The sequence below is a fragment of the Leeuwenhoekiella sp. ZYFB001 genome, from assembly GCF_011784865.1.
Lineage (GTDB): Bacteria > Bacteroidota > Bacteroidia > Flavobacteriales > Flavobacteriaceae > Leeuwenhoekiella > Leeuwenhoekiella palythoae.
Genome location: NZ_CP050460.1, coordinates 1,549,166 through 1,568,850, shown reverse-complemented (window position 1 = coordinate 1,568,850; position 19,685 = coordinate 1,549,166). Strand labels below are relative to the sequence as shown.

The 19,685-nt window shown below is 37.9% G+C and carries 21 protein-coding genes; 8 read left to right on the top strand and 13 right to left on the bottom strand.

The window, feature by feature from the left end:
- Window position 1 precedes the first annotated feature (1 nt).
- The 3 genes from HCN54_RS06930 to HCN54_RS06920 all read right to left on the bottom strand — a co-directional run bounded on the left by HCN54_RS06930 (window position 2) and on the right by HCN54_RS06920 (window position 2,049).
- Entirely contained in the window at window positions 2-733 is a 732-nt protein-coding gene (locus tag HCN54_RS06930; protein WP_167597117.1) for a phosphatase PAP2 family protein, read from the bottom strand.
- Between the two features lie 72 nt (window positions 734-805).
- Window positions 806-1,759, bottom strand: coding sequence for an ion channel (locus tag HCN54_RS06925; protein WP_167597116.1), 954 nt, complete (start codon window positions 1,757-1,759; stop codon window positions 806-808).
- 152 nt (window positions 1,760-1,911) lie between these two features.
- Window positions 1,912-2,049 (bottom strand): hypothetical protein, encoded by a 138-nt coding sequence (locus tag HCN54_RS06920; RefSeq protein WP_164916919.1) that lies wholly within the window; start codon window positions 2,047-2,049, stop codon window positions 1,912-1,914.
- A gap of 144 nt (window positions 2,050-2,193) precedes the next feature.
- Here HCN54_RS06920 and HCN54_RS06915 point away from each other — a divergent pair, with 144 nt between their 5' ends.
- Window positions 2,194-3,141, top strand: a complete 948-nt coding sequence (locus HCN54_RS06915; RefSeq protein WP_167597115.1) for an aldo/keto reductase — start codon at window positions 2,194-2,196, stop codon at window positions 3,139-3,141.
- A 245-nt stretch (window positions 3,142-3,386) separates the two neighbouring features.
- Window positions 3,387-5,846: a zinc-dependent metalloprotease gene (locus HCN54_RS06910; RefSeq protein ID WP_167597114.1), complete on the top strand. Its 2,460-nt coding sequence runs from the start codon at window positions 3,387-3,389 to the stop codon at window positions 5,844-5,846.
- Window positions 5,847-5,932: 86 nt separating this feature from the next.
- Here HCN54_RS06910 and HCN54_RS06905 read toward each other — a convergent pair whose 3' ends face one another.
- From HCN54_RS06905 to HCN54_RS06895, 3 genes are all read right to left on the bottom strand, one after another.
- A complete protein-coding gene (locus HCN54_RS06905) occupies window positions 5,933-7,084 on the bottom strand; it encodes a permease (RefSeq protein WP_167597113.1) in 1,152 nt (383 codons plus the stop codon).
- A gap of 2 nt (window positions 7,085-7,086) precedes the next feature.
- Entirely contained in the window at window positions 7,087-8,235 is a 1,149-nt protein-coding gene (locus tag HCN54_RS06900) for a pyridoxal phosphate-dependent aminotransferase (protein ID WP_240924953.1), read from the bottom strand.
- 276 nt (window positions 8,236-8,511) lie between these two features.
- The gene (locus HCN54_RS06895) at window positions 8,512-8,982 is read right to left on the bottom strand and encodes a ferritin-like domain-containing protein (protein WP_167597111.1); all 471 of its coding nucleotides are present in this window, start codon (window positions 8,980-8,982) and stop codon (window positions 8,512-8,514) included.
- Window positions 8,983-9,154: 172 nt separating this feature from the next.
- On the opposite strand from HCN54_RS06895, the gene HCN54_RS06890 reads away from it, so the two are divergent.
- Both HCN54_RS06890 and HCN54_RS06885 read left to right on the top strand, forming a co-directional pair.
- Window positions 9,155-9,616: a DUF6428 family protein gene (locus tag HCN54_RS06890; protein ID WP_167597110.1), complete on the top strand. Its 462-nt coding sequence runs from the start codon at window positions 9,155-9,157 to the stop codon at window positions 9,614-9,616.
- A 67-nt stretch (window positions 9,617-9,683) separates the two neighbouring features.
- Window positions 9,684-10,952 (top strand): MFS transporter, encoded by a 1,269-nt coding sequence (locus HCN54_RS06885; RefSeq protein WP_167597109.1) that lies wholly within the window; start codon window positions 9,684-9,686, stop codon window positions 10,950-10,952.
- 12 nt (window positions 10,953-10,964) lie between these two features.
- Here the strand turns inward: HCN54_RS06885 and HCN54_RS06880 are convergent, their stop codons facing one another.
- From HCN54_RS06880 to epsC, 6 genes are all read right to left on the bottom strand, one after another.
- Entirely contained in the window at window positions 10,965-11,612 is a 648-nt protein-coding gene (locus HCN54_RS06880; RefSeq protein WP_167597108.1) for a hypothetical protein, read from the bottom strand.
- Between the two features lie 2 nt (window positions 11,613-11,614).
- On the bottom strand, window positions 11,615-12,259 hold the full coding sequence (locus HCN54_RS06875) for a hypothetical protein (RefSeq protein ID WP_167597107.1): 645 nt from the start codon (window positions 12,257-12,259) through the stop codon (window positions 11,615-11,617).
- Entirely contained in the window at window positions 12,259-12,885 is a 627-nt protein-coding gene (locus tag HCN54_RS06870) for a hypothetical protein (protein WP_167597106.1), read from the bottom strand. The genes HCN54_RS06875 and HCN54_RS06870 overlap by 1 nt, the downstream gene beginning before the upstream one ends.
- A gap of 225 nt (window positions 12,886-13,110) precedes the next feature.
- On the bottom strand, window positions 13,111-13,920 hold the full coding sequence (locus tag HCN54_RS06865) for a DUF1853 family protein (protein ID WP_167597105.1): 810 nt from the start codon (window positions 13,918-13,920) through the stop codon (window positions 13,111-13,113).
- Entirely contained in the window at window positions 13,913-14,797 is an 885-nt protein-coding gene (cysM, locus tag HCN54_RS06860) for a cysteine synthase CysM (protein ID WP_167597104.1), read from the bottom strand. The genes HCN54_RS06865 and cysM overlap by 8 nt, the downstream gene beginning before the upstream one ends.
- A 24-nt stretch (window positions 14,798-14,821) precedes the next feature.
- The gene (gene epsC / locus HCN54_RS06855; protein WP_167597103.1) at window positions 14,822-15,619 is read right to left on the bottom strand and encodes a serine O-acetyltransferase EpsC; all 798 of its coding nucleotides are present in this window, start codon (window positions 15,617-15,619) and stop codon (window positions 14,822-14,824) included.
- An 80-nt stretch (window positions 15,620-15,699) separates the two neighbouring features.
- Here epsC and HCN54_RS06850 point away from each other — a divergent pair, with 80 nt between their 5' ends.
- The 3 genes from HCN54_RS06850 (at window position 15,700) to corA (ending at window position 18,370) form a co-directional block, all read left to right on the top strand.
- Window positions 15,700-16,488 carry a tRNA pseudouridine(38-40) synthase TruA gene (locus HCN54_RS06850; protein WP_167597102.1) on the top strand — a complete coding sequence of 263 codons (789 nt, stop codon included), beginning with the start codon at window positions 15,700-15,702 and terminating at the stop codon, window positions 16,486-16,488.
- A 143-nt stretch (window positions 16,489-16,631) separates the two neighbouring features.
- Window positions 16,632-17,177: a type 1 glutamine amidotransferase domain-containing protein gene (locus tag HCN54_RS06845; protein ID WP_072981990.1), complete on the top strand. Its 546-nt coding sequence runs from the start codon at window positions 16,632-16,634 to the stop codon at window positions 17,175-17,177.
- 86 nt (window positions 17,178-17,263) lie between these two features.
- The gene (corA, locus tag HCN54_RS06840; protein WP_167597101.1) at window positions 17,264-18,370 is read left to right on the top strand and encodes a magnesium/cobalt transporter CorA; all 1,107 of its coding nucleotides are present in this window, start codon (window positions 17,264-17,266) and stop codon (window positions 18,368-18,370) included.
- A 9-nt stretch (window positions 18,371-18,379) separates the two neighbouring features.
- On the opposite strand, the gene HCN54_RS06835 is transcribed toward corA, so the two are convergent.
- Window positions 18,380-18,814, bottom strand: coding sequence for a hypothetical protein (locus tag HCN54_RS06835; RefSeq protein ID WP_072981993.1), 435 nt, complete (start codon window positions 18,812-18,814; stop codon window positions 18,380-18,382).
- Between the two features lie 140 nt (window positions 18,815-18,954).
- On the opposite strand from HCN54_RS06835, the gene HCN54_RS06830 reads away from it, so the two are divergent.
- Window positions 18,955-19,632, top strand: a complete 678-nt coding sequence (locus HCN54_RS06830) for a DUF2461 domain-containing protein (RefSeq protein WP_167597100.1) — start codon at window positions 18,955-18,957, stop codon at window positions 19,630-19,632.
- The last annotated feature ends 53 nt before the right edge of the window (window positions 19,633-19,685 follow it).

The window sequence follows — 19,685 nt, the reverse complement described above, 5'->3', positions numbered from 1 at the left end:
ATTAATGTGTTCTGGGATCTCTTCTGAAAAGTTCGATAACATTAAAAAGAAGAATACAAAATATTACCCAAATAAAACCAGCTATAAATCCACCTGCAATATCTGACGGAAAGTGGACCCCTAGGTAAATTCGGCTGATGCCAATACTCAGCAGAATGAATGCAAGAAAAGTAATAGCCGCTACTTTAGCCCATTTATTGATCTTAAATTGAGTGGTGAGATAGATCAGGAACCCATAAAATGCCATGGCACTCATCGCGTGACCACTTGGATAACTCAACGTTTCTACCGAAACCAAATGCTCAATACTTGGCCGTGCACGATCAATAAAGCGCTTTAAAATCACGTTAGAAATAGAAGCGAGAAGAAGGACCAATGCGGTTTGCGCAACGTATTTCCAGCGTTTAAAAATGAAGTAAGAAATTCCAACAAAAAGGCCCATAACAATCAAGTAGCCGTAAAGATCACCTACGTCTGTCACAAACATAAAATACTTGGTGAGCGCCGGGTTTCGGTGTGAAATCACGTACGTTGTAATTTTAGAATCCCATTCATTTAACATGTCTGACTCTAGGGTATCTGTCAATTCTATAAAAACATTTACGCCTAAAACTACAATGATCAGCGCGATGAAAACGGTAATTAAATACGGTAGTTTGGCGTCATATTGCTTGAACTTTTGGGCAAGCAGGTTGCGTAATTTTAGAATAAATAGATAGAGTGATTGTCTCATAAAGTCAGTTAAAGCGCACTTTTTACAAACATATTGATCTCTAACGGCCTAGCAGGGTGCTTTATTAAAACTTTAATAGTGATTGAGTTGTGCCGCTTCGGTATTATCAATGCCGCTTACATCAATTGAAATTTTTCCGCCTTCATGCGTAATGAGATAAGTGAATTTAGCACCCCATTCAATTTCAGAATATTTGTAGGAAGTTCGTGAGTAAACAGATTGCGAGAAGGTGTCGTCAAAGGCTTTAAGCGTAACGATGATCTCTGCATCTTTAATCATTAATTCTTCTTTTGACAACCTATAAAAAGGGCTGGTTTCTGTTATTGGGTGCACGATCGTCCAGGCGGCAGGTAAAAAGACCACTTGAGATCGCTCTAACTCTAACGGAAAGAAATTACGTAGATTAGAATTTTCGCGCAGCATAGACAATGCAACGGTAGCTTCAAGCTCTAGAAGTTGATTGCCGTGCGGGTTGACCACTCTAAACATAAAACCATTAATATCTTTATATGGAGCAATCACTGCACTTTTACTGTATTTGAGTTTGGCGGCAGGTTTAGAAAAACGGCCATATACCATACCGGTTGCTAATGCAAAACCCAATAAACCAAGCATAGATTCTGTGGCTGCGACAATATTGGCTAAAATGCCGGTAGGCGCCACTTGACCATATCCTAATGTGGTGATGGTCTGCGCACTAAAGAAGAAGGCTTCAATAAATTGTTCAAGTGTGCTAGTGCCGTAAATTCCAGTAAGGTTTTCAATTCCTATGAGGATATAGATACTTGCAAAAAGCAGATTGACGCAGAAATATGTTGCTAAAACCAAGAGTAGAAACTTACTCCAGGACATAGAAACCAACGCATGAAAAAAGTTGATCTTTTCTAAAAGCGGTACGTTATTCTTTTTGATGTTGAACGTACCATCTTTATTGATCACCCGATAATGCCCTGAGGTAGCTTTCTCGCCAAGACCAAAATCATTGTACTTTTTTTTCTCGTAAGCATCTGTTTTGTTAACAGCCATAGAAGATGAATCAAGCATCTAATTTAGGAACATTTCTTTATTCCTTAAAGTTTTAAAATGTTTAAAAGCCCGATGTATTCCAACAGTTTACTACACAAAAAAAAGCTTTACAAACATGTAAAGCCTCTTTCAATTTTTTAGGGAGCGCGTGCTTAAAGAACGTCAAAGACAAAGCCTAAAAGCCAGTATAAAATGATAAAAACCACAATGGTACCAATACATCCACAACGACCGCCGCCAATTTTTTTTGCTCCATATCCTGCAAGAAGGGCTCTAAGTAATTTTTTCATAAGTATTATATTGGTTAGCTAGTTCGCTAAGTTACTATCATTTAACGATGTGCAGCTGTGATTCGTACAGATTAACAATACTTTAAACACAAAGCATAAGCAAGGCCCACGGGCTTTTGTAAATTTAGCTGTAAAAATAAATTGATGGGTGCATTAAGAAATTCTCAATCTCAAATTAAAATTCCTTCATTGGTTTTTGGAGGAAATGTTTTTGGCTGGACGGCTGATAAAAAAATGTCGTTTTACCTGTTAGATGCCTTATTAGAACGCGGTCTCAACTTTATTGATACTGCAAATGTATATTCTTATTGGGGTGAAGGGAATTCTGGAGGTGAAAGTGAAGCAATGATCGGTGCCTGGCTTAAAGAGCGGAAAAACCGAGATCAAGTGATCATTGCAACTAAGGTGGGCAGCCCTATAGGCGATGAATCTAATAATTTATCTGCGAGTTATATAAAAGAGCAAATAGATCTTAGTTTACAGCGGTTACAAACTGATTATGTAGATGTGTATTTTAGTCATAAATATGACGACAGTGTTGAGCAGCGCGAAACGCTTGCAGCCTATAAACATCTCATCGATGCGGGTAAAGTACGTGAAATAGGTGCTTCAAATTTTCCGCTAGCGGTATTGCGTGAAGCACTAGAATTATCAAAAAAGGAAAGCTTACCCAAATATCAGTTTATACAACCGCATTACAATTTAATGGAACGGGAAAGTTTTGAAGGTGCCTATCAAGAATTTTGTATAGAAGAAAACTTGAGTGTCACCAGCTATTTTACCTTAGCGAGCGGTTTCCTTACCGGAAAATATAAAACGGCGGAAGAAGCTTCAGGAAAAGCACGCGAGCGTTTTGTTAAAAAATACTTCACTCCAAAAGGTTTTGAAGTCTTAAACGCCTTAGAAACTCTAGCGAAGCGTTATGACTGTTCACCGGCCGCCTTAAGCATTGCGTGGACGCTACACCAACCGGGAGTCACTGCTCCAATAGTCAGCGCGACTAAAGAAAATCAACTAACCGCTTTTGATGAAGCATTAAAATTTCAATTGGATGAAGATGCCTTAGCACTTTTAAATCAGGCGAGTGCGTAGATGTCTTTTACTATAGGCATAATGCAGTTCTAGCCTATTATTGTAAATATGAACTTCTCGCTGTGAATTTCCGTGTGCACTTTTGCTTTATAAATTTTGTTTTTAAGAAGGTGTAAAACGCTAAAAAATTTTCAAATAATTTACAAAAACCGAATTTCACTACATTTTAAGAAATCTTGTTAAGATATTCTTAACAGCATATGTTGTTAAGGAGTGTTAATTTGGCGCAACTCTAAAATGTAATAATGAAATTAAAACTTTACCCCATTGCGACATTTATGCTCGCGATGTTGACGGTGAATTGTGCAAGTACCAAGCAAAAGAAAAAAAATGCGAGTGCAGCCACCGAAGAAAAACAAGAAAAGTCTAAAAGCGATCTCAAAGCTTATGACAAAGTAATTACAAAAGAAGCGGTCTCAGACTCAGGTTTATTTACCGTTCACAAAGTAGAAGATGACTATTTCTACGAAATTCCTGACAGTCTTTTTAATCGTGAAATGTTGATGGTTACCCGAATCGCAAAAACCGCTACCGGAATAGGTTTTGGTGGAGGAAAAGCCAACACACAGGTTTTACGCTGGGAAAAGAAGAATAAAAAGGTTTTGTTACGTGTAGTTTCACATGAGATTTTTGCCGCAGATTCTTTACCTATTCACGAAGCGGTGAGTAATTCTAATTTTGAACCGGTTCTATTTTCTTTTGATGTAAAAACCATCAACAAAGATTCTACTGCGACTGTTGTTCAGGTAAATGACCTGTTTTCTGATGATGTGCAAGCTTTAGGATTGCCTGGCTATTACAGAGAATCTTATAAAGTGCGTAACGTAGATAAGGGCAGAGGCTATATTGAAAGCTTAAAGAGTTTTCCATTAAATATCGAATCACGCCACGTAAAAACTTACAATGCCGGAAATCCGCCAAGTAACGAAAGTGTAGGCTCTATCACTGTTGAGATGAGCAACAGCATGGTATTGTTACCAAAAGTTCCTATGGAGCGTCGTTATTTTGACCGAAGAGTAGGCTGGTTTGCTCGCGGGCAGGTAGATTATGGTCTGGACGCTCAAGAAAGTAAAACAGTGCGTTATTTAGATAGATGGAGATTAGAAGTTAAACCGGAAGACGAGGCTAAATTTAAAGCAGGCGAACTTGTTGAGCCTAAAAAGCAAATCGTTTACTATATTGACCGCGCGACTCCTAAAAAATGGATTCCGTTTATCAAGGAAGGTATAGAAGATTGGCAGGTGGCTTTTGAGGCTGCAGGATTTAAAAATGCCATCATTGCTAAAGAGGCTCCAACGAAAGAAGAGGACCCAGACTGGTCTCCTGAAGATGTACGTTATTCAACGGTACGTTACTTAGCATCGCCAATTCCTAATGCAAATGGACCTCACGTAAGTGACCCACGTAGTGGTGAGATTTTAGAATCAGACATCAACTGGTATCACAATGTAATGACGTTATTGCGTAATTGGTATTTTGTTCAAACTGCTGCTAAAAATCCTGAAGCTAGAGGAGTAGCGTTTAAAGACAAAATTATGGGGCGTTTAATTCGTTTTGTTTCTTCACACGAAGTTGGTCATACTTTAGGTTTACCGCATAATATGGGAAGCAGCGTTGCGTATCCTGTAGATTCATTACGTTCTAAAAGCTTTACTGATAAATACGGGACTGCACCATCTATAATGGATTATGCACGTTTCAACTACGTGGCTCAACCGGGAGATGGTGACGTTTCTATGATGCCTAATATTGGAGTTTACGATAAATACTCTATCAAGTGGGGATATCGTCCTATTTTAGACAAAGAAGGAATGGAAGAAAAACCAATTCTTGATCAGTGGATTTTAGAGCACGCAGGAGATCCTTTATATCGTTTTGGAGCACAACAATGGAGCGTTGTTGACCCTAGTTCGCAAACGGAAGATTTAGGAGATGACGCTGTAAAAGCGAGTAATTATGGTATCGAAAACCTAAAGCGTATCATACCTAACCTTATCAGCTGGACTTCAGAAGATGGTAAGGATTATGATGATCTTGAAACCTTATATGGCCAGGTTTTAACGCAGTTTAATCGTTATATGGGTCACGTGAGTAATAATATTGGTGGTGTATATCAATACAACAAAACCTATGATCAGGAAGGAGCTGTATTTATTCCTGTACCTAAAGAGCGTCAGGAAGAAAGTATGCAATTTTTACAAGATCAATTATTCACAACTCCAGAATGGATGATTGATAACAACATCTTGAATAAAATTGAGAATAACGGAAATGTGGAACGCATACGCGGTTTACAGGTACGTACGCTAGAAAATGTTTTAGATTTTGGACGTCTTGGTCGTATGATCGAAAACGAAACGCTAAACGGCAAGGAAGCCTACACGCTAACTGAAATGATGAACGACCTACGTTCAGGAATTTTCAGCGAATTGCGTTCAGGTAAGAAAATTGATACCTACAGACGTAATTTACAACGCGCTTATGTAGATCGCCTAGAATACCTTCTAACTGAAGAGCAAAGCGGTCGCCGTAACGCAACGAGTGTTAATGTTAGTCAATCTGATATTAGAGCGATAGCGCGTGCCGAATTAAATACCCTAAAGCGTAGCGTACGCAGCGCAATTGGTAGAACCGGTGATACTTTAAGTCGTTACCACTTACAGGATTTAATGGAGCGTATAGATCTTATTCTTGATCCCAGATAATCAAAACAATTCAACTTAAGATTGAATTATTTTTAAATAGAAAGACCGGCATTGAGCCGGTCTTTTTTTTGTTTAGAAGAGACTTTTTAATTTTCACTTACACGCTTCAATTTATAAGAATCGCCGGTTTCAGTATCCAGAGATTGTATTTGAGCGATTGTCTTCTTTTTTACAACAAGCATAAACGCCGGATAGATCAATCCGCTTGCAATCAAAATACCTGCAAGCAAAACCATAGTTTTTATTGAAGCAAACAAAGTTCCGGCAGAAAGAATTCCTAAAATAAGTATCACAGAAAGTGGGAAGGATACAGCCAGAATGTTGATCGCGAAGTTTTGGTTAAATGTCTTCTTGAAATTTAAAACACGCTTTTCTTGAGCGTCTACTGCAGCGATGTGCGCAAATGGCCAAAAACTACAAGCACTAAGCCCAAAAGCCAATAATAACAGCCGATCTTGAGCTACGTTAATTTGTACTGCAGTAATTAATGCTATTCCCAGAATCACAACAATACCGGCTCTTAAAAGCAGCATCGAAATAATTTGAGCAAATTGTCTTTTTTTAATTTTTACGGAAAGTCCGATAAATAATAATACTAAAGGTGTCATTAATAAACTGAGCCTGCTCAAGCTTTCACTTACAATAAAAGGCAAATTATTCATGTGAAAACCGAAGGACAATAAGATCAAAGCTGCGATGATAAACAGATTAACAGGTTCTGAAACCATTGCTATACAAAGGCTTTTAAATTTGGCTCTATTAGAAGTGTTCTCGATTTCTTGTGTTTTATAATGCCAGCGCATTGCCACCAGATACAGTACCAGTAATACAAAAACTTTATTTCCTAAATCGGCCATAGCTGCTTTTGCCAGGTAGCTATCTCCCAGGTATTCTAAAATAAAAGGAAAACAACTTAGTCCCGGTGCCAGTGATGACAACAGTAATTGTCCTGTTCTGTAATTAGGACTTCCTTTTTTGATCCCTAATAAAGGAAAGACCAAAGGCGTCGCAAAAAATAGAACTACATTAAGTAAAAGCGCAATGATGGGCAAAAGTAGGAGCGAGGCTTCAATATTAACACCAATCAATGCAATGAAAATTGTAGCCGGTAATGCTAAATTGAGTATAATAACTTTAATGCCGGCTAGCTCAGATTTATTCTTGAGTTTTACTTTTAATAGGATACCAATTCCTATAAAGAGTAGAAAGAGTAGGGTTTTTTGAAGATTAATATCCATAATTAGACGAGGATTTCTTCAATCGCATCGGTAAAATATTTCATTTCTTCCATAGTTCCCATACTCACGCGGCACCAGTTTTGATCCCAAAAACGAAACGCCCGAACGACCACTTTTTTATCGTAAATCTTTTCAAGAAATGCATCTCCTTCCATAGGGATCGGGAAGATCACAAAATTTGTAGAAGAAGGCATATAATCAAATCCACGAGACTCTAAATAGGAGGTCGTATAATCTCTAGCTTCTTTAATTTTATTTTTACAGTCTGTCAGGTAGGCTTCGTCATCCATACTCGCTGAAGCAGCAGCAATGGTTGGTCCTGCGATTCCCATTCCGCCACGCGTGATATCGTTGATCGCTTCTAGGGATTCTTTTTTACCCAACATATATCCCATACGCAAGCCGGCCATTCCGTGTATTTTTGAAAAAGTACGGGCCACGAATACATCATAACCTTCAGCAACTAATGGTGCCATACTTGCGTCCATTCCTTCCGGAGCGAGCTCTAGATAAGCCTCATCAATAAAAACCGGAACCTTTTTTGAAACGCGTCTACAAAAATCCTTGAGATCTTCAGTATCGGTTTGCGTAGCTGTTGGATTATTAGGATTGGTGATGTAAACCAATTTTGTATCGTCGTCAATCGCGGCCTCCATAGCTTTGAGATCGTGTTGATAATCTTCGGTTAATTTTACCGCTTTCCACGAACCTCCAGAAGCTTTAGCTACGCTTACAAGAGACATATAACTGGGGTCTGCGCTTACCACGTTTCCGCCTTCTCTAAAATAAACCAAAGCCGTTTTTTCTAGTAAATCTGACGAACCCGGACCCATCATAATGTTATCAGGAGTAACCCCTTCTTTGTCTGCAATTTTCTGGACCAATTGACCAAGAGTGGACCAAGAATAATGATTACCATCCCATACCGCTTCTTGAAAAGCCTTAGCTGCAAGTTTAGACGGACCGTGTGGGTTTTCATTCCAAACCAAGCGCGCCTTAACCGTGCTTAGATCTGGCATACGCGGCGGAGTGAATTCGTCAAAAGAAGTATTTCTGTACAAAAACTTTTGATTGTTTTTTTGTGCTTCTTCTACGGTTGCAGCCCATAAGGCAGTGGGCGCTACCGCTACTGCACCTACAGAAAGTGCCATTTTTTTTAACCAATCTCTCCTGTGAAGATTTGATGTGCTCATGCTTAGATAGTGTTAGTTTGTAATTCTTTTAAATTTAAAAAAACACCACTGCATATTGACATTTAAGTTGATAAAAAACAGCGTTTTAAATATCGAATTGACAATGGAAAGTAGGTTTCACTAGCAATCTTTCAATGACTTCAAAGCAATTAGTAAGAATAAAGACAAAAAAATAATCCGTTTTGATTGATTTTCAACCGAAACGGATTATTGCGAACGAAGTCTAACTTAAATCTATCTCAATTTAGCAATATCATCTAACTGTTGCAAATCTTCGATCGTATGATAAATTTGAGAAAGCTGATTATTTAAAACAGTGCGCAAATGCTGAGGAAAATCGTGCTCCTCCAAAGCATTTTCATATTCTTCGGCACTCATTTTTTCACCGCGCATACATTCTTCTAAAACTGAAGAAATATCATCTTTGCTTATAATGCTCTTGACATCGATCCAAATTCTGTGCAAATCTGCCGCTAGACTGCCATCACCTTCGGGGCGTGCGTTTAAGGCGTGTAACTCCTTATCCAACTGATTTGCAAAATGATTACGCTTTACTGCTTGCCGCTGCATAAACCCTCTCAATTCGGTATGTTCAATTTCTTGCATAGCCTTAATAAAGCCTTTCTCTGCATCGTAATTTTTGACCAATAATTTCTGAAGTGTTTCGGTTAGTTCTAAATTCAGTTTCTGTTTTTCAGCGTTCATTTTATGTGTGTTCTTATCGTAAATACTGTGTTAGGCCTTGATATCAAAGCACTCGTAAATGTAAGTATCCTTTTTTAAATCTTTTTCGCTTTTGTTAAGATTTGCATTAGCTTAACACTTCGTTTTTAAATAATTACCTTAATTAAGCACGAATTTGAATGGATCTAGAGCTATGAAATTATCTGAATTACAGGCTGTACTCAAAAAAGTTTATAAGATTGGTTTTGAATTGCCTAACGGAAAATTACTTCCAAGTCATTTCTATTGGTCCAAAGTAAGTCTCAAAAAGGAACATCAAATGCTACCAAATGGAAGCACTAGAAAACACGAAGTTATCGAGATCCACTTAACCGCGTCTTCCCAAAACAATCACAGAAGAAACCCGAGCGATTTACAAGCGTTTTTAGATAAAGCAAAACAAGGCTTAAACTTACTTGATTTACCCATTGAAATAGCCTTGCTTGACCACGGAACCACTTGGTTTACATTGCAAAATGGCGAACCCTATTTTAAATTGGTCGCTCTCGATAATACCTCTGTTTCTAACAATACTACCGTTAAGAATCAGCAAACTACACCTTTGATGAAAGCAGCTTCAGATCCTAGCTTACCGGGCAGTAGTTGCTGCATTTAATTTTTAGTGCGGGAATACGCAATTCTAAAATTGTGTAGACTACTTTTGTTGTGGATAAAAGCAAACTATGGCAAAAAATGATCCCTATGCAGCCTTAAGGTACAGAGAATTTAATATCTTTTTAATGTTGCGTTTTGCAATGGTTTTTGCCTGGTCAATGCAATTTGTGGTGATTGAATGGCAAGTATATAGTATTACAAAAAATGCGCTTTCGCTGGGTATTATAGGTCTTATGGAAGTCATACCTGCAGTCTCCTTAGCTTTGTTTGCAGGTCATATTGTTGATCAGCGTGAGAAACGCGGACTTTTATTTAAATGTCTTTTTGGGTTTTCTTTTGTTAGTATAGGTTTGTTTTTGCTTACTTGGCCAAGAGTTACTGAGCATTTAAGCACATCTTTAACCTTATATGCTATTTATTTCTTGGTGTTTTGTGGTGGTATCGTTCGTGCCTTTCTGGGGCCTACTATTTTTTCTTTATTTGCTTTAATTGTTCCTAAAAAGGTTTATCCTAACGCGGCTACGTGGAGTAGTTCGGTGTGGCAGATGGGAGCTGTGGTTGGTCCGGCTGCAGGTGGTTTTACCATACATTTATTAGGTGTGCACTGGTCTATGTGTGTGATTTTTGGCTTTTCACTGTTTGCTTTGGTCTGCTTGTCACAAATCAAGAAAAAACCAATAATGAACCCTAAAATAGGGGAGCCGGTGATGCAAAGTCTTAAAGAAGGCATTCTCTTTGTTAGAAATAGCAAAGCTGTTTTAGGAGCACTTACATTAGATATGATCGCAGTTCTGTTTGGTGGAGCGGTAGCACTGTTGCCCATTTATGCTCAAGATATTTTAAAAGTAGGTCCACAAGGATTTGGGGTTTTGCGGGCAGCTCCGGCGGTGGGTGCATTGATCACAATGTTTACCTCAGCGTATTTTCCATTGTATAAAAAGGCGGGGATAAAATTACTAGCCGCAGTTTTTGGATTTGGTGTTTCTATTATTGTATTCGGACTTTCAACAACCTTTTGGCTTTCTGTTCTAGCACTATTTATGAGCGGCGTGACCGATGGAATCTCAATGATCATCAGACAAACCATTCTTCAACTAAAAACTCCAGATCATATGCGCGGTAGGGTCGCTTCGGTAAATTCTATGTTTGTGGGTAGTTCAAATGAATTAGGTGCTTTTGAAAGTGGATTGACAGCAAAACTGATGGGCACAGTGACCGCAGTAGTTTTTGGCGGAAGTATGACGTTGATTACCGTTTTGGCAACAGGGATTATTTCACCTAAATTCAGAAAATTAGATCTGAGAAAAGACCTGGAAGAACACGAAAAATCAGAATAGATTATGGTTTGATTAGAAGCCTGGAGGTTTTAGTAATGTCGCATTTGTGAATTGCTGCATGTTAATGTAATAAGTTCCAGGCGCATCTTTGGCAATAAAGCCTTTTCTATAAATGATAAGATTCATATGGAGGTCGATAGTAATATCTGTATTTCCGGTTCTAAAAAAACCGTTATTAGCAAAGCCTCTAATGAACCAAGTACCTTCATCAGTGTTTTTGTAAGCATGTACCTGAAAACCTTCCACGACATCATTTCCGGCGTAACTTTCCGTGATTACGCTTGTATTACCAGTATCATGTTCAATAAAATAGTAACCCTGCACAGTTACAACGTAGTCCTCGATACTTATTTTAGTATTGTAATTTTCAACACCACGATTCGAAGTGTTTTCGAAAACTAATTCTGCATAATTTATGGGGCCATATTTACTGATGTCAATATCATACTGAACAATGGATAAATCTTGACGTTCAATGATGAGTTTGGATCCTCGAATTTGATTAGAATTACCAGGGTCCTCTAGAAAAAGTTTACCATCAATTCTGGTATCACCATTTACATCGAGAAGGTCCCGTGGAGTATTTGTATTTATTCCAACTTGTGCTTTAGATGTCAAGCAAGAAATAAAAATTACTATTGAAGTTATAAGTAATTTCATCTTTAATATAAATCTGGGATTGCTGAGGCCGAACCATTACGGTTGCCTCCAAGGTCAGTTCTGATTACCGGAAGTTTGCGATAAAAAGAGGTATCATAAATAATAAAAGTACATTCATAGTGTACGGCATTTCGCCGATTTGTGGTATCAAGAAATCGGTTTCTAATCTCTAAATGCCAAGTGCCATTACTTTCAAATGTTCGAGCAACAAATGTTCCTATAGAATCATCACCTCCATCTATAAGTCTTTTGTTTACTGGCGCTCCTATATAACGAATATCAGCTAGTCCTACTATATATCTTGAAGTTTCAAAACTTAGATTTAAATCAACAATATTATCATAACTTAGATTATGGAAATAATATTTCAAAACATTGATTGGTGCAACAGTTAACTCATCTACATTAAGTTTGGTAATTTCTCCATTTAAAGCTGTAGAATCGGTGCGCCTTGTTAAAAGTTTAAAATCTTCATCAGTATTAGTAACCGTTCCTAAGGTACCTAGTTCAAATTGTTTTTGTACGGCCATCGAACCTATTATATGCAAATCTGATTCCGGATTAGTAGTCCCCACTCCCACTTGTGCGAATAACTGTACAACACAGAAAATACTTAATACAAAGGAAAATGTAAACTTTTTATACATTAGTCTATAAAGGGATTTGTGGCCGACTGCGTACTAGCTTCTTCCATAGCTACAGGTATGCGTCCAAATTGTTTTGATAAATCTTTTGAATATATCAGTGTGGTAATAGTCCAAGTACCTTTTTCATTTGGGTTTAAATTATTTGCAGCAGGAAAATCTGCAGTAATATGCCAAGTACCGTCTTTAATAAATGCACTGTAAAAGGGTATTGTTGCATTACTGTTTATATCCAGTTCACGATCGTATGATGCTGATAAAGTATTAAGCACAAATTCATTTGCATCTACTCTAGTATCAAAATCAAAAACCCAATCTTCTTGAGGATCATATAATTCATATATCTGAATATAACCTAGAGCGGCTCCGGTAGGGTTGCTAACATCCAGAGATTTGATCTTACTATTACCATCTTGAATTAAGAATGTGCTAGTATCATCATCTTTTAAATCGTTGATAGTGCTTATGGTTACAGTATTCTGTACGCGTGCATCCCCTGCAACCTCTAATTTGACCCTTGGATTTGTGGTACCAATTCCTACTCCAGTTGTTTGTCCCAAAACAGGAACAATAGAAAGGAGAATGATTGTAAAAGCAACAAGTTGAAGATTTGGGTGAAAATGTTTCAATTGGGTGACTTTTATAATAGGGTAAAAGTATATAAAAAGTGGTTTATTAAATAATAATTAACTATTTAATTTATTATTTGTAGGAAAAAACTTTCAAAATAAAATAAGCTATGCTTAAAATTTATTATTATTTCCTCTGCTTTTATATCTATTTGTATCAAGACATATAAATGACTGATACTGTTATAAATGGCAAAATGCATAATAGGAGTTGTTAAAAAGGTATTACCACCACGCAGCAAAAGCGCTCAAAACGCCACTTGGCTTAAAAATCCAAAATTTGAATGAGCGGGATTGTGTCAATCGTATTTTAGCTGAATCAAAGAAATGATCAAATGATAAACGCTGAACAGATGTGGGAGCACCAACCCAATCATTCTTAGACGGAATATAGAAGGTTGTTTCTTCATCTTTTAATTGCAACAGCTGATCTAAAGTGTAATAGTATCCGGCAATTAATTGATGCGGTATCTCAATGTGTTGCAGCTTCAACCCTAACGGAATGTAAACTTGGGCTTTAAAACTTAATTGTTGTATTAATGAAATAGGGAGGATATCTATGGCGTGAAGCATTTTTTCAGTTTCTGGATGCTGTAGCATCGGGAACTGATGTGTGCTTAATTTTTTAATCTTTTCTTTAAGTGCATCTTTTGCGTTTGGACCTATTAGTCGTTCAATCCAGTTGCCTTCAAGTTCCGGGCGATAGAGGTAAAACTTGTAAACCATTTCTAAATGAATGCGTTCACCGGTTTGATTTTCGATGATAAAATCAAGTTCGCCTAAGGTCAACTTGTTTGCTATGACTTGTAGATTCTGAGCAAGAACCTTGTAACCACGGGCGATAAGATACATCTGCATAAAATACTCCATACGCTGACCAAGTCGTATAGATTGAGGCATTTCAAAATCTTCTGGTAATTCTAAATTAGCAGGTTTGAAATCAAAATTAGATACGCCTAAAATCTCTGAAGATAGGTCGATTTGAGGCGTATCTATAAATCCTTGATATTGATGTTGCAGGTTAATATTAGTCAAACAAATCTGATGATAAATAGCGATCACCGCGATCACAAATAATAGAAACTACAACGCCTTCTTCTAGTTGCTCACACAAGCGCAGTGCCGCAACTGTAGCGCCCCCGCTGCTCATTCCGCTAAAAATACCTTCTTCCTTAGCTAATCTTTTAGCCATTTTGCGCGCATCTGCTTCGCTAACTTCAAGCACTTCATCCACTTTAGAAGCATCAAAGATTTTAGGTAAATATTCTTGCGGCCATTTGCGTATTCCGGGAATACTGGAATCATCGGTAGGTTGTACGCCTACAATTTGTACAGCACTATTTTGCTCTTTTAGATAAGTTGAAGTTCCCATAATCGTTCCCGTAGTTCCCATAGAAGATACAAAATGCGTTACCTTACCTTGTGTGTCATTCCAAATTTCCGGGCCGGTAGTTTTGTAATGCGCCTTCCAGTTGTCGGGATTAGAAAACTGGTTAAACATAAAATAACCTTCTTCTTTTACTTTTGCTTCGGCAAAATCTCGAGCACCTTCAATACCGATATCTTTTGAAGTGAGAATGACTTTGGCACCATAAGCACGCATAGTTTGTACGCGTTCTTTAGTTGCATTTTCGGGCATTACAATTTCTAAATCCAGGCCATACATTGAGGCGATCATTGCTAAGGCAATACCTGTATTTCCGCTTGTAGCTTCGATCAATTTAGATTCTTTAGTGATTTCACCACGCTCCATAGCTGTGGTGATCATATTAAATGCCGCACGATCTTTGACGCTTCCTCCGGGATTTTGCCCTTCGAGCTTAAAAAGTAATTTTACCTTAGGGTTTTTCTGTAAAACCTTAGATTCTACGAGAGGCGTATTGCCTATAAGGCGTTCTATAGAATAATTCATGAATTGTTTTTTTTAAAATACCCGCTATTCTTTTTTCTCGAGTTCTCTGATCAAGATTTCGGGTTTATGCGAAACTAAAGAGTAGGGTGGGACCGATTTGGTTAACCACACATTACCGCCAATGATACTATTGGAACCAATTACAGTATCACCACCTAAGATGGTCGCATTGGCATAGATGGTCACGTTATCCTCAATGGTAGGATGTCTTTTTACCGCGCTCAGATCTTTAGCAACACTCAGTGCGCCCAACGTAACCCCTTGATAAAGTTTTACGTGATCTTTGATAACTGCCGTTTCTCCTATTACAATTCCGGTGGCGTGATCCATAAAAAAGTACTCGCCAATAACCGCTCCCGGATTGATATCAACACCGGTAATGTGATGCGCATACTCTGTCATTAAACGCGGTACAATAGGAAATCCCTTTTGGTGCAGCGCGTGACTTAAGCGGTAAATAGCTATTGCGTGAAAACCGGGATAGGCCAGATATACCTCTTCAATACTCGTCGCTGCAGGATCGTTTTGAAATATAGCTTCGGCATCAAGATTTAGTTTTCGCAAGATCTCAGGCAGCTGGGCCACATAATCGTCCCAAACCTTGCTGCATTTCTTATCGATTTCCCAGCAGGCAAGCTCAACTAGATTCTCAAACAAGCGTTCTAATCGATCTAAATCTTCATCAAGATCATTAGGAAAGTTGAATAAGGTTGAAAAAAGCTCTTTAGTAAAACGATGTGTATCTGTTTTTAATTTGAAATTAAGATTGGCGTTTTGCTTATGAGCGCGTATCTGACTTATGATGTTCTCTTTATTGATCATAGGCTATTTAATTCATTCAAATGTATTGAAATGTATTTGCACAACATCTGGTAATGATAGTAAAATTCTATTTTTGGGCTATGTTTAAAAAAGAATTCTTCTACCTTTTTAAAATTCAGTATCTCGGTTTTAGATATCACGGTTGGCAAAAGCAACCAGATCTGCTCACCGTAGAACGTATGATGCAACGTACATTAAAATATGTATTGGGTCGTAATAACTTTAAATTCATTGCAGCCGGTCGTACAGATGCTAAAGTTTCGGTTAATGCTACCTATGTAGAACTCATACTTCAAGAAGAACCCTTAGCGGTCAATGATTTTTTTAAAGTCTTCAATGACAACCTTCCGCAGGATATTCGGCTTTTAGAAGTTATTGAAAAGCCTAAACAAACTAACATCATTCAAGCTCCCAAACTCAAAGAGTATATTTATCTATTTTCATTCGGCGAAAAAAATCATCCGTTCTGCGCACCCTATATGGTGAATGTAAAAGGAGCGCTTGATATCGCATTGATGCAACGCGGTGCAAGCCTAATGCAGGGTACGCACGATTATCGAAATTATGCTTACAAGGCTACTGCCGAAACGCAAACGCTTATGACAATTGAATCTTCAGTTATTGAAGAAAACACTTTGTACACAGCTAGTTTTTTTCCGAAGCATTCCTATGTATTCAAAGTTGTGGGAGCCGGTTTTAAGCGACATCAGGTGCGCTTAATGATGGGCGCGCTATTTGATCTAGGAAGCGGAATTCTTTCTTGGGAGGCTTTTGAGAAGAGTCTTGACGGAACCATCCCTTATAAACTTACACACATCGCTCAGGCATCTGGTCTTATTCTGCAAGAGATCAATCTTGAGGAACATTGACTTAATTTAAGTTAAATCTGCCAGAGCTTAACAAAGCTTAACCCTTATGAATAAAGCTTTAACCCGGTCTTAACCCGGCAGCGCATACCTGCTGACTATCTTTGTAAGTGAATTGATTTTATAACCAACAAAAACAATATACTATGAAAAAGGTAGCAATTTTAGCAACTAACGGATTTGAAGAAAGTGAATTAACTTCTCCATTAGAAGCAATGAAAAAAGAAGGCTTTCAGGTTGATATTGTAAGCGAAAAAAAAGGAACGATTAAAGCGTGGGCAGAAACCGACTGGGGGAAAGATTACGATGTTGATAAGACCTTAGACGAAGTTTCAGCAAAAGATTATAATGCTTTAGTATTGCCGGGTGGAGTGATTAATCCGGATCAGCTGAGAAGAAACGAGAATGCGCTCGTATTTATTAGAGATTTCTTTAAACAGCATAAGCCGGTGGCTGCAATCTGTCACGCACCTCAATTATTGATCAGTGCTGATGTAGTTGAAGGAAGAACGTTAACTTCATTCTCATCAATTAAAAAAGACCTAGAAAACGCAGGTGCATTGTGGGTAGATAAAGAAGTTGTGGTAGACGAAGCGTTAGTAACCAGTAGAAATCCTAACGATTTACCGGCATTTAATGCAAAAGTAATCGAGGAAATCAATGAAGGTAAGCACGATTTACAACACGCATAAATTGACCTCGATTTCTAGATAATCAGATTTTAAAAGTCCGTCGTATGGCGGACTTTTTCTATTTTTAACCTACTAAATTGTAATGGATGTCAAAGAGAATAAAGATTAAGAAGCCGAGAATCCCTAAAATTCCAAAAATAAAGCTGGCGCACAAGAAGATACAAAACGATGTGCCGGGAACACTTACCTATACAGGTAGTAAGGAACAGAAGCACGTGACGGTTGAACTTATTGATTATTCTCCTTCTACACATAAAAATATCACGGTTGATGATGTTTCGCAGGCATTCAATAAAAAGCATCCGGAAGAAATTAGCTGGATCAATGTTAACGGACTGAGTGATATTGATCAAATAGAAAAACTGGGGGATCACTATAAGTTGCACCCACTTATATTAGAAGATATCGTAGATACCAGCCAACGGCCCAAGATTGATGAGTATCCAGATTATTTATTTATCGTATTTAAAATGCTCTATTACAATAGTGAGGGAGTTTTTATGAATGAACACATCAGTCTTGTTCTGGGCGAAAATTACCTGATCACATTTCAAGAAGCTGACGGAGATGTATTTGACTCGTTGCGACAGCGTATCGCCAATGCCAAAGGGCGAGTGCGCAATGCCGGTGCAGACTATTTGATGTTTGCAATTATGGATGCGGTAGTGGATCACTATTTCACTTTAATAGAAACGATGAGCGATCGCATAGAATCGCTAGAAGACATATTATTTTCTAATACTGCAGATCAAGATATCACACAAGATATTCAAGAGTTAAAGCGGGAGGTTTTGCGTTTGCGAAAAGCGGTCTTTCCGTTTAGAGAAGTGGTCAACAGGTTGGAAAAAATAGACAGTCAGCTTATTGATGAACGTACGATAACGTACATACGCGACTTGTATGATCACGTGACACAAGTGACTGATAGTATTGATATTTATCGAGAAATGACCTGGGGCTTGATGGATATGTATATGACCACCATTAGCAACAAGATGAACGAGGTGATGAAAGTATTGACCATTATGGCCAGTATTTTTATTCCGCTTACGTTTATGGCTGGTATTTATGGGATGAATTTTGAATACATCCCAGAATTACATCTAAAATACGGGTACTATTATTTATGGGCAGCAATGATCCTTGTGTTTTTAGGATTGCTGTACTATTTCAAACGGAAAAAATGGTTGTAAGTAACCGTGTTAATTCTTTAAAAAGCCTTGTTTAAGGCTGCGTTTACTGAAGAAATAAAGGTAGACTGCAATAAAGATCACGATCAGAGGCATCAGTAAACCTTGTACCATTCCGTAGACTTCAATTGCCGGCGTTGCAAAAAAGGAATATCCCATTTGAATCAGAACTCCAACCAAAGAAATCAAAAACAAGGTGACTGCAGAAGTTCTGCGCAGTAATAAAAGCAAGCTTCCTATGAAACCGGTAATCGTTGCTATGGCAAAAATTCCCTTAAGCCATTGCGGTGTGCTTTGAATAAGTTCGGCTTGATCTGCGGGTAATTCAGCAAGAGCAGCACTACTTACAAAGGTTTGCCCCATAAAGGCAAAAACGCCCATTAAATTCCAAATAATTGCTAAAGTGGTGATAATCCAAAACGTACGATTAGGTTTACTTGAAGTCATAATTGGTTAATTTTAAATTTCAAAAATGATCGGGTATCGGGTATAAAATTTCGATAATCTAAAGTAATAATTTTTTAGAAAGTTCGACTTTTAGACCTGTAATCTAGATTAATTCTAACTGCATTGTAAAAGCTATTTTAATGTCAACTAAACTCCCCGCAGCCTATTTTCCGTTTTTAAACGAACTCAAAGAAAACAACCATAAAGAGTGGATGGACGCACATAAGGCGGAATATAAAACTCTGGAAAAACAGTTCAAACAATTTTGTGAAGACACCAAGAATCGGTTGAACAATTTTGACGAGATCGAGCGCGCAAAGGTATTTAGGATCAACAGAGATATACGTTTTAGCAAGAATAAAAATCCGTATAAAACCAACAGGGGAGCTATTTTCTCTAGGTCTGGCGTGCAGCGAAGAGGTAGTTTTTATTTTCAGATGGCGCCTGGTGCCAGTTTTGCCGGAGGTGGTTTCTTTAAGCCAGAATCGGCAGATTTGCTCAGAATTCGTAAGGAGTTTGAGTTTGACGCAGAGCCCATACGATCTATTTTAAATCAAAAAGAATTTAAGTCGGTCTACGGCGGATTTAATACTGAAAGTCAGGTAAAAACAGCTCCAAAAGGTTTTAGCAAAGACGACCCTAATATTGATCTGATCAAGAATAAAAACTTTTTTGTCACGCACCAATACACAGATGCCGAAGTCCTCGCAGAAGATTTTCAGCAAACCTTATTACAACACTTTAAGCTGTTGTTGCCGTTTTTTGATTATATGAGCGAAGTTTTGACAACAGATTTAAACGGAGAATCTATTCTCTAGCTTTCAAAGAGTTAGCTTTTTGATCCAGCTTCTTAAAAACTTTGTTAATTAAA

Coding starts and splice junctions, on each gene's coding strand:
- HCN54_RS06930 (WP_167597117.1), bottom strand. CDS start 733: ATGAGACAATCACTCTATCTATTTATTCTAAAATTACGCAACCTGCTT.
- HCN54_RS06925 (WP_167597116.1), bottom strand. CDS start 1,759: ATGGCTGTTAACAAAACAGATGCTTACGAGAAAAAAAAGTACAATGAT.
- HCN54_RS06920 (WP_164916919.1), bottom strand. CDS start 2,049: ATGAAAAAATTACTTAGAGCCCTTCTTGCAGGATATGGAGCAAAAAAA.
- HCN54_RS06915 (WP_167597115.1), top strand. CDS start 2,194: ATGGGTGCATTAAGAAATTCTCAATCTCAAATTAAAATTCCTTCATTG.
- HCN54_RS06910 (WP_167597114.1), top strand. CDS start 3,387: ATGAAATTAAAACTTTACCCCATTGCGACATTTATGCTCGCGATGTTG.
- HCN54_RS06905 (WP_167597113.1), bottom strand. CDS start 7,084: ATGGATATTAATCTTCAAAAAACCCTACTCTTTCTACTCTTTATAGGA.
- HCN54_RS06900 (WP_240924953.1), bottom strand. CDS start 8,235: ATGGCACTTTCTGTAGGTGCAGTAGCGGTAGCGCCCACTGCCTTATGG.
- HCN54_RS06895 (WP_167597111.1), bottom strand. CDS start 8,982: ATGAACGCTGAAAAACAGAAACTGAATTTAGAACTAACCGAAACACTT.
- HCN54_RS06890 (WP_167597110.1), top strand. CDS start 9,155: ATGAAATTATCTGAATTACAGGCTGTACTCAAAAAAGTTTATAAGATT.
- HCN54_RS06885 (WP_167597109.1), top strand. CDS start 9,684: ATGGCAAAAAATGATCCCTATGCAGCCTTAAGGTACAGAGAATTTAAT.
- HCN54_RS06880 (WP_167597108.1), bottom strand. CDS start 11,612: ATGAAATTACTTATAACTTCAATAGTAATTTTTATTTCTTGCTTGACA.
- HCN54_RS06875 (WP_167597107.1), bottom strand. CDS start 12,259: ATGTATAAAAAGTTTACATTTTCCTTTGTATTAAGTATTTTCTGTGTT.
- cysM (WP_167597104.1), bottom strand. CDS start 14,797: ATGAATTATTCTATAGAACGCCTTATAGGCAATACGCCTCTCGTAGAA.
- epsC (WP_167597103.1), bottom strand. CDS start 15,619: ATGATCAATAAAGAGAACATCATAAGTCAGATACGCGCTCATAAGCAA.
- HCN54_RS06850 (WP_167597102.1), top strand. CDS start 15,700: ATGTTTAAAAAAGAATTCTTCTACCTTTTTAAAATTCAGTATCTCGGT.
- HCN54_RS06845 (WP_072981990.1), top strand. CDS start 16,632: ATGAAAAAGGTAGCAATTTTAGCAACTAACGGATTTGAAGAAAGTGAA.
- corA (WP_167597101.1), top strand. CDS start 17,264: ATGTCAAAGAGAATAAAGATTAAGAAGCCGAGAATCCCTAAAATTCCA.
- HCN54_RS06835 (WP_072981993.1), bottom strand. CDS start 18,814: ATGACTTCAAGTAAACCTAATCGTACGTTTTGGATTATCACCACTTTA.
- HCN54_RS06830 (WP_167597100.1), top strand. CDS start 18,955: ATGTCAACTAAACTCCCCGCAGCCTATTTTCCGTTTTTAAACGAACTC.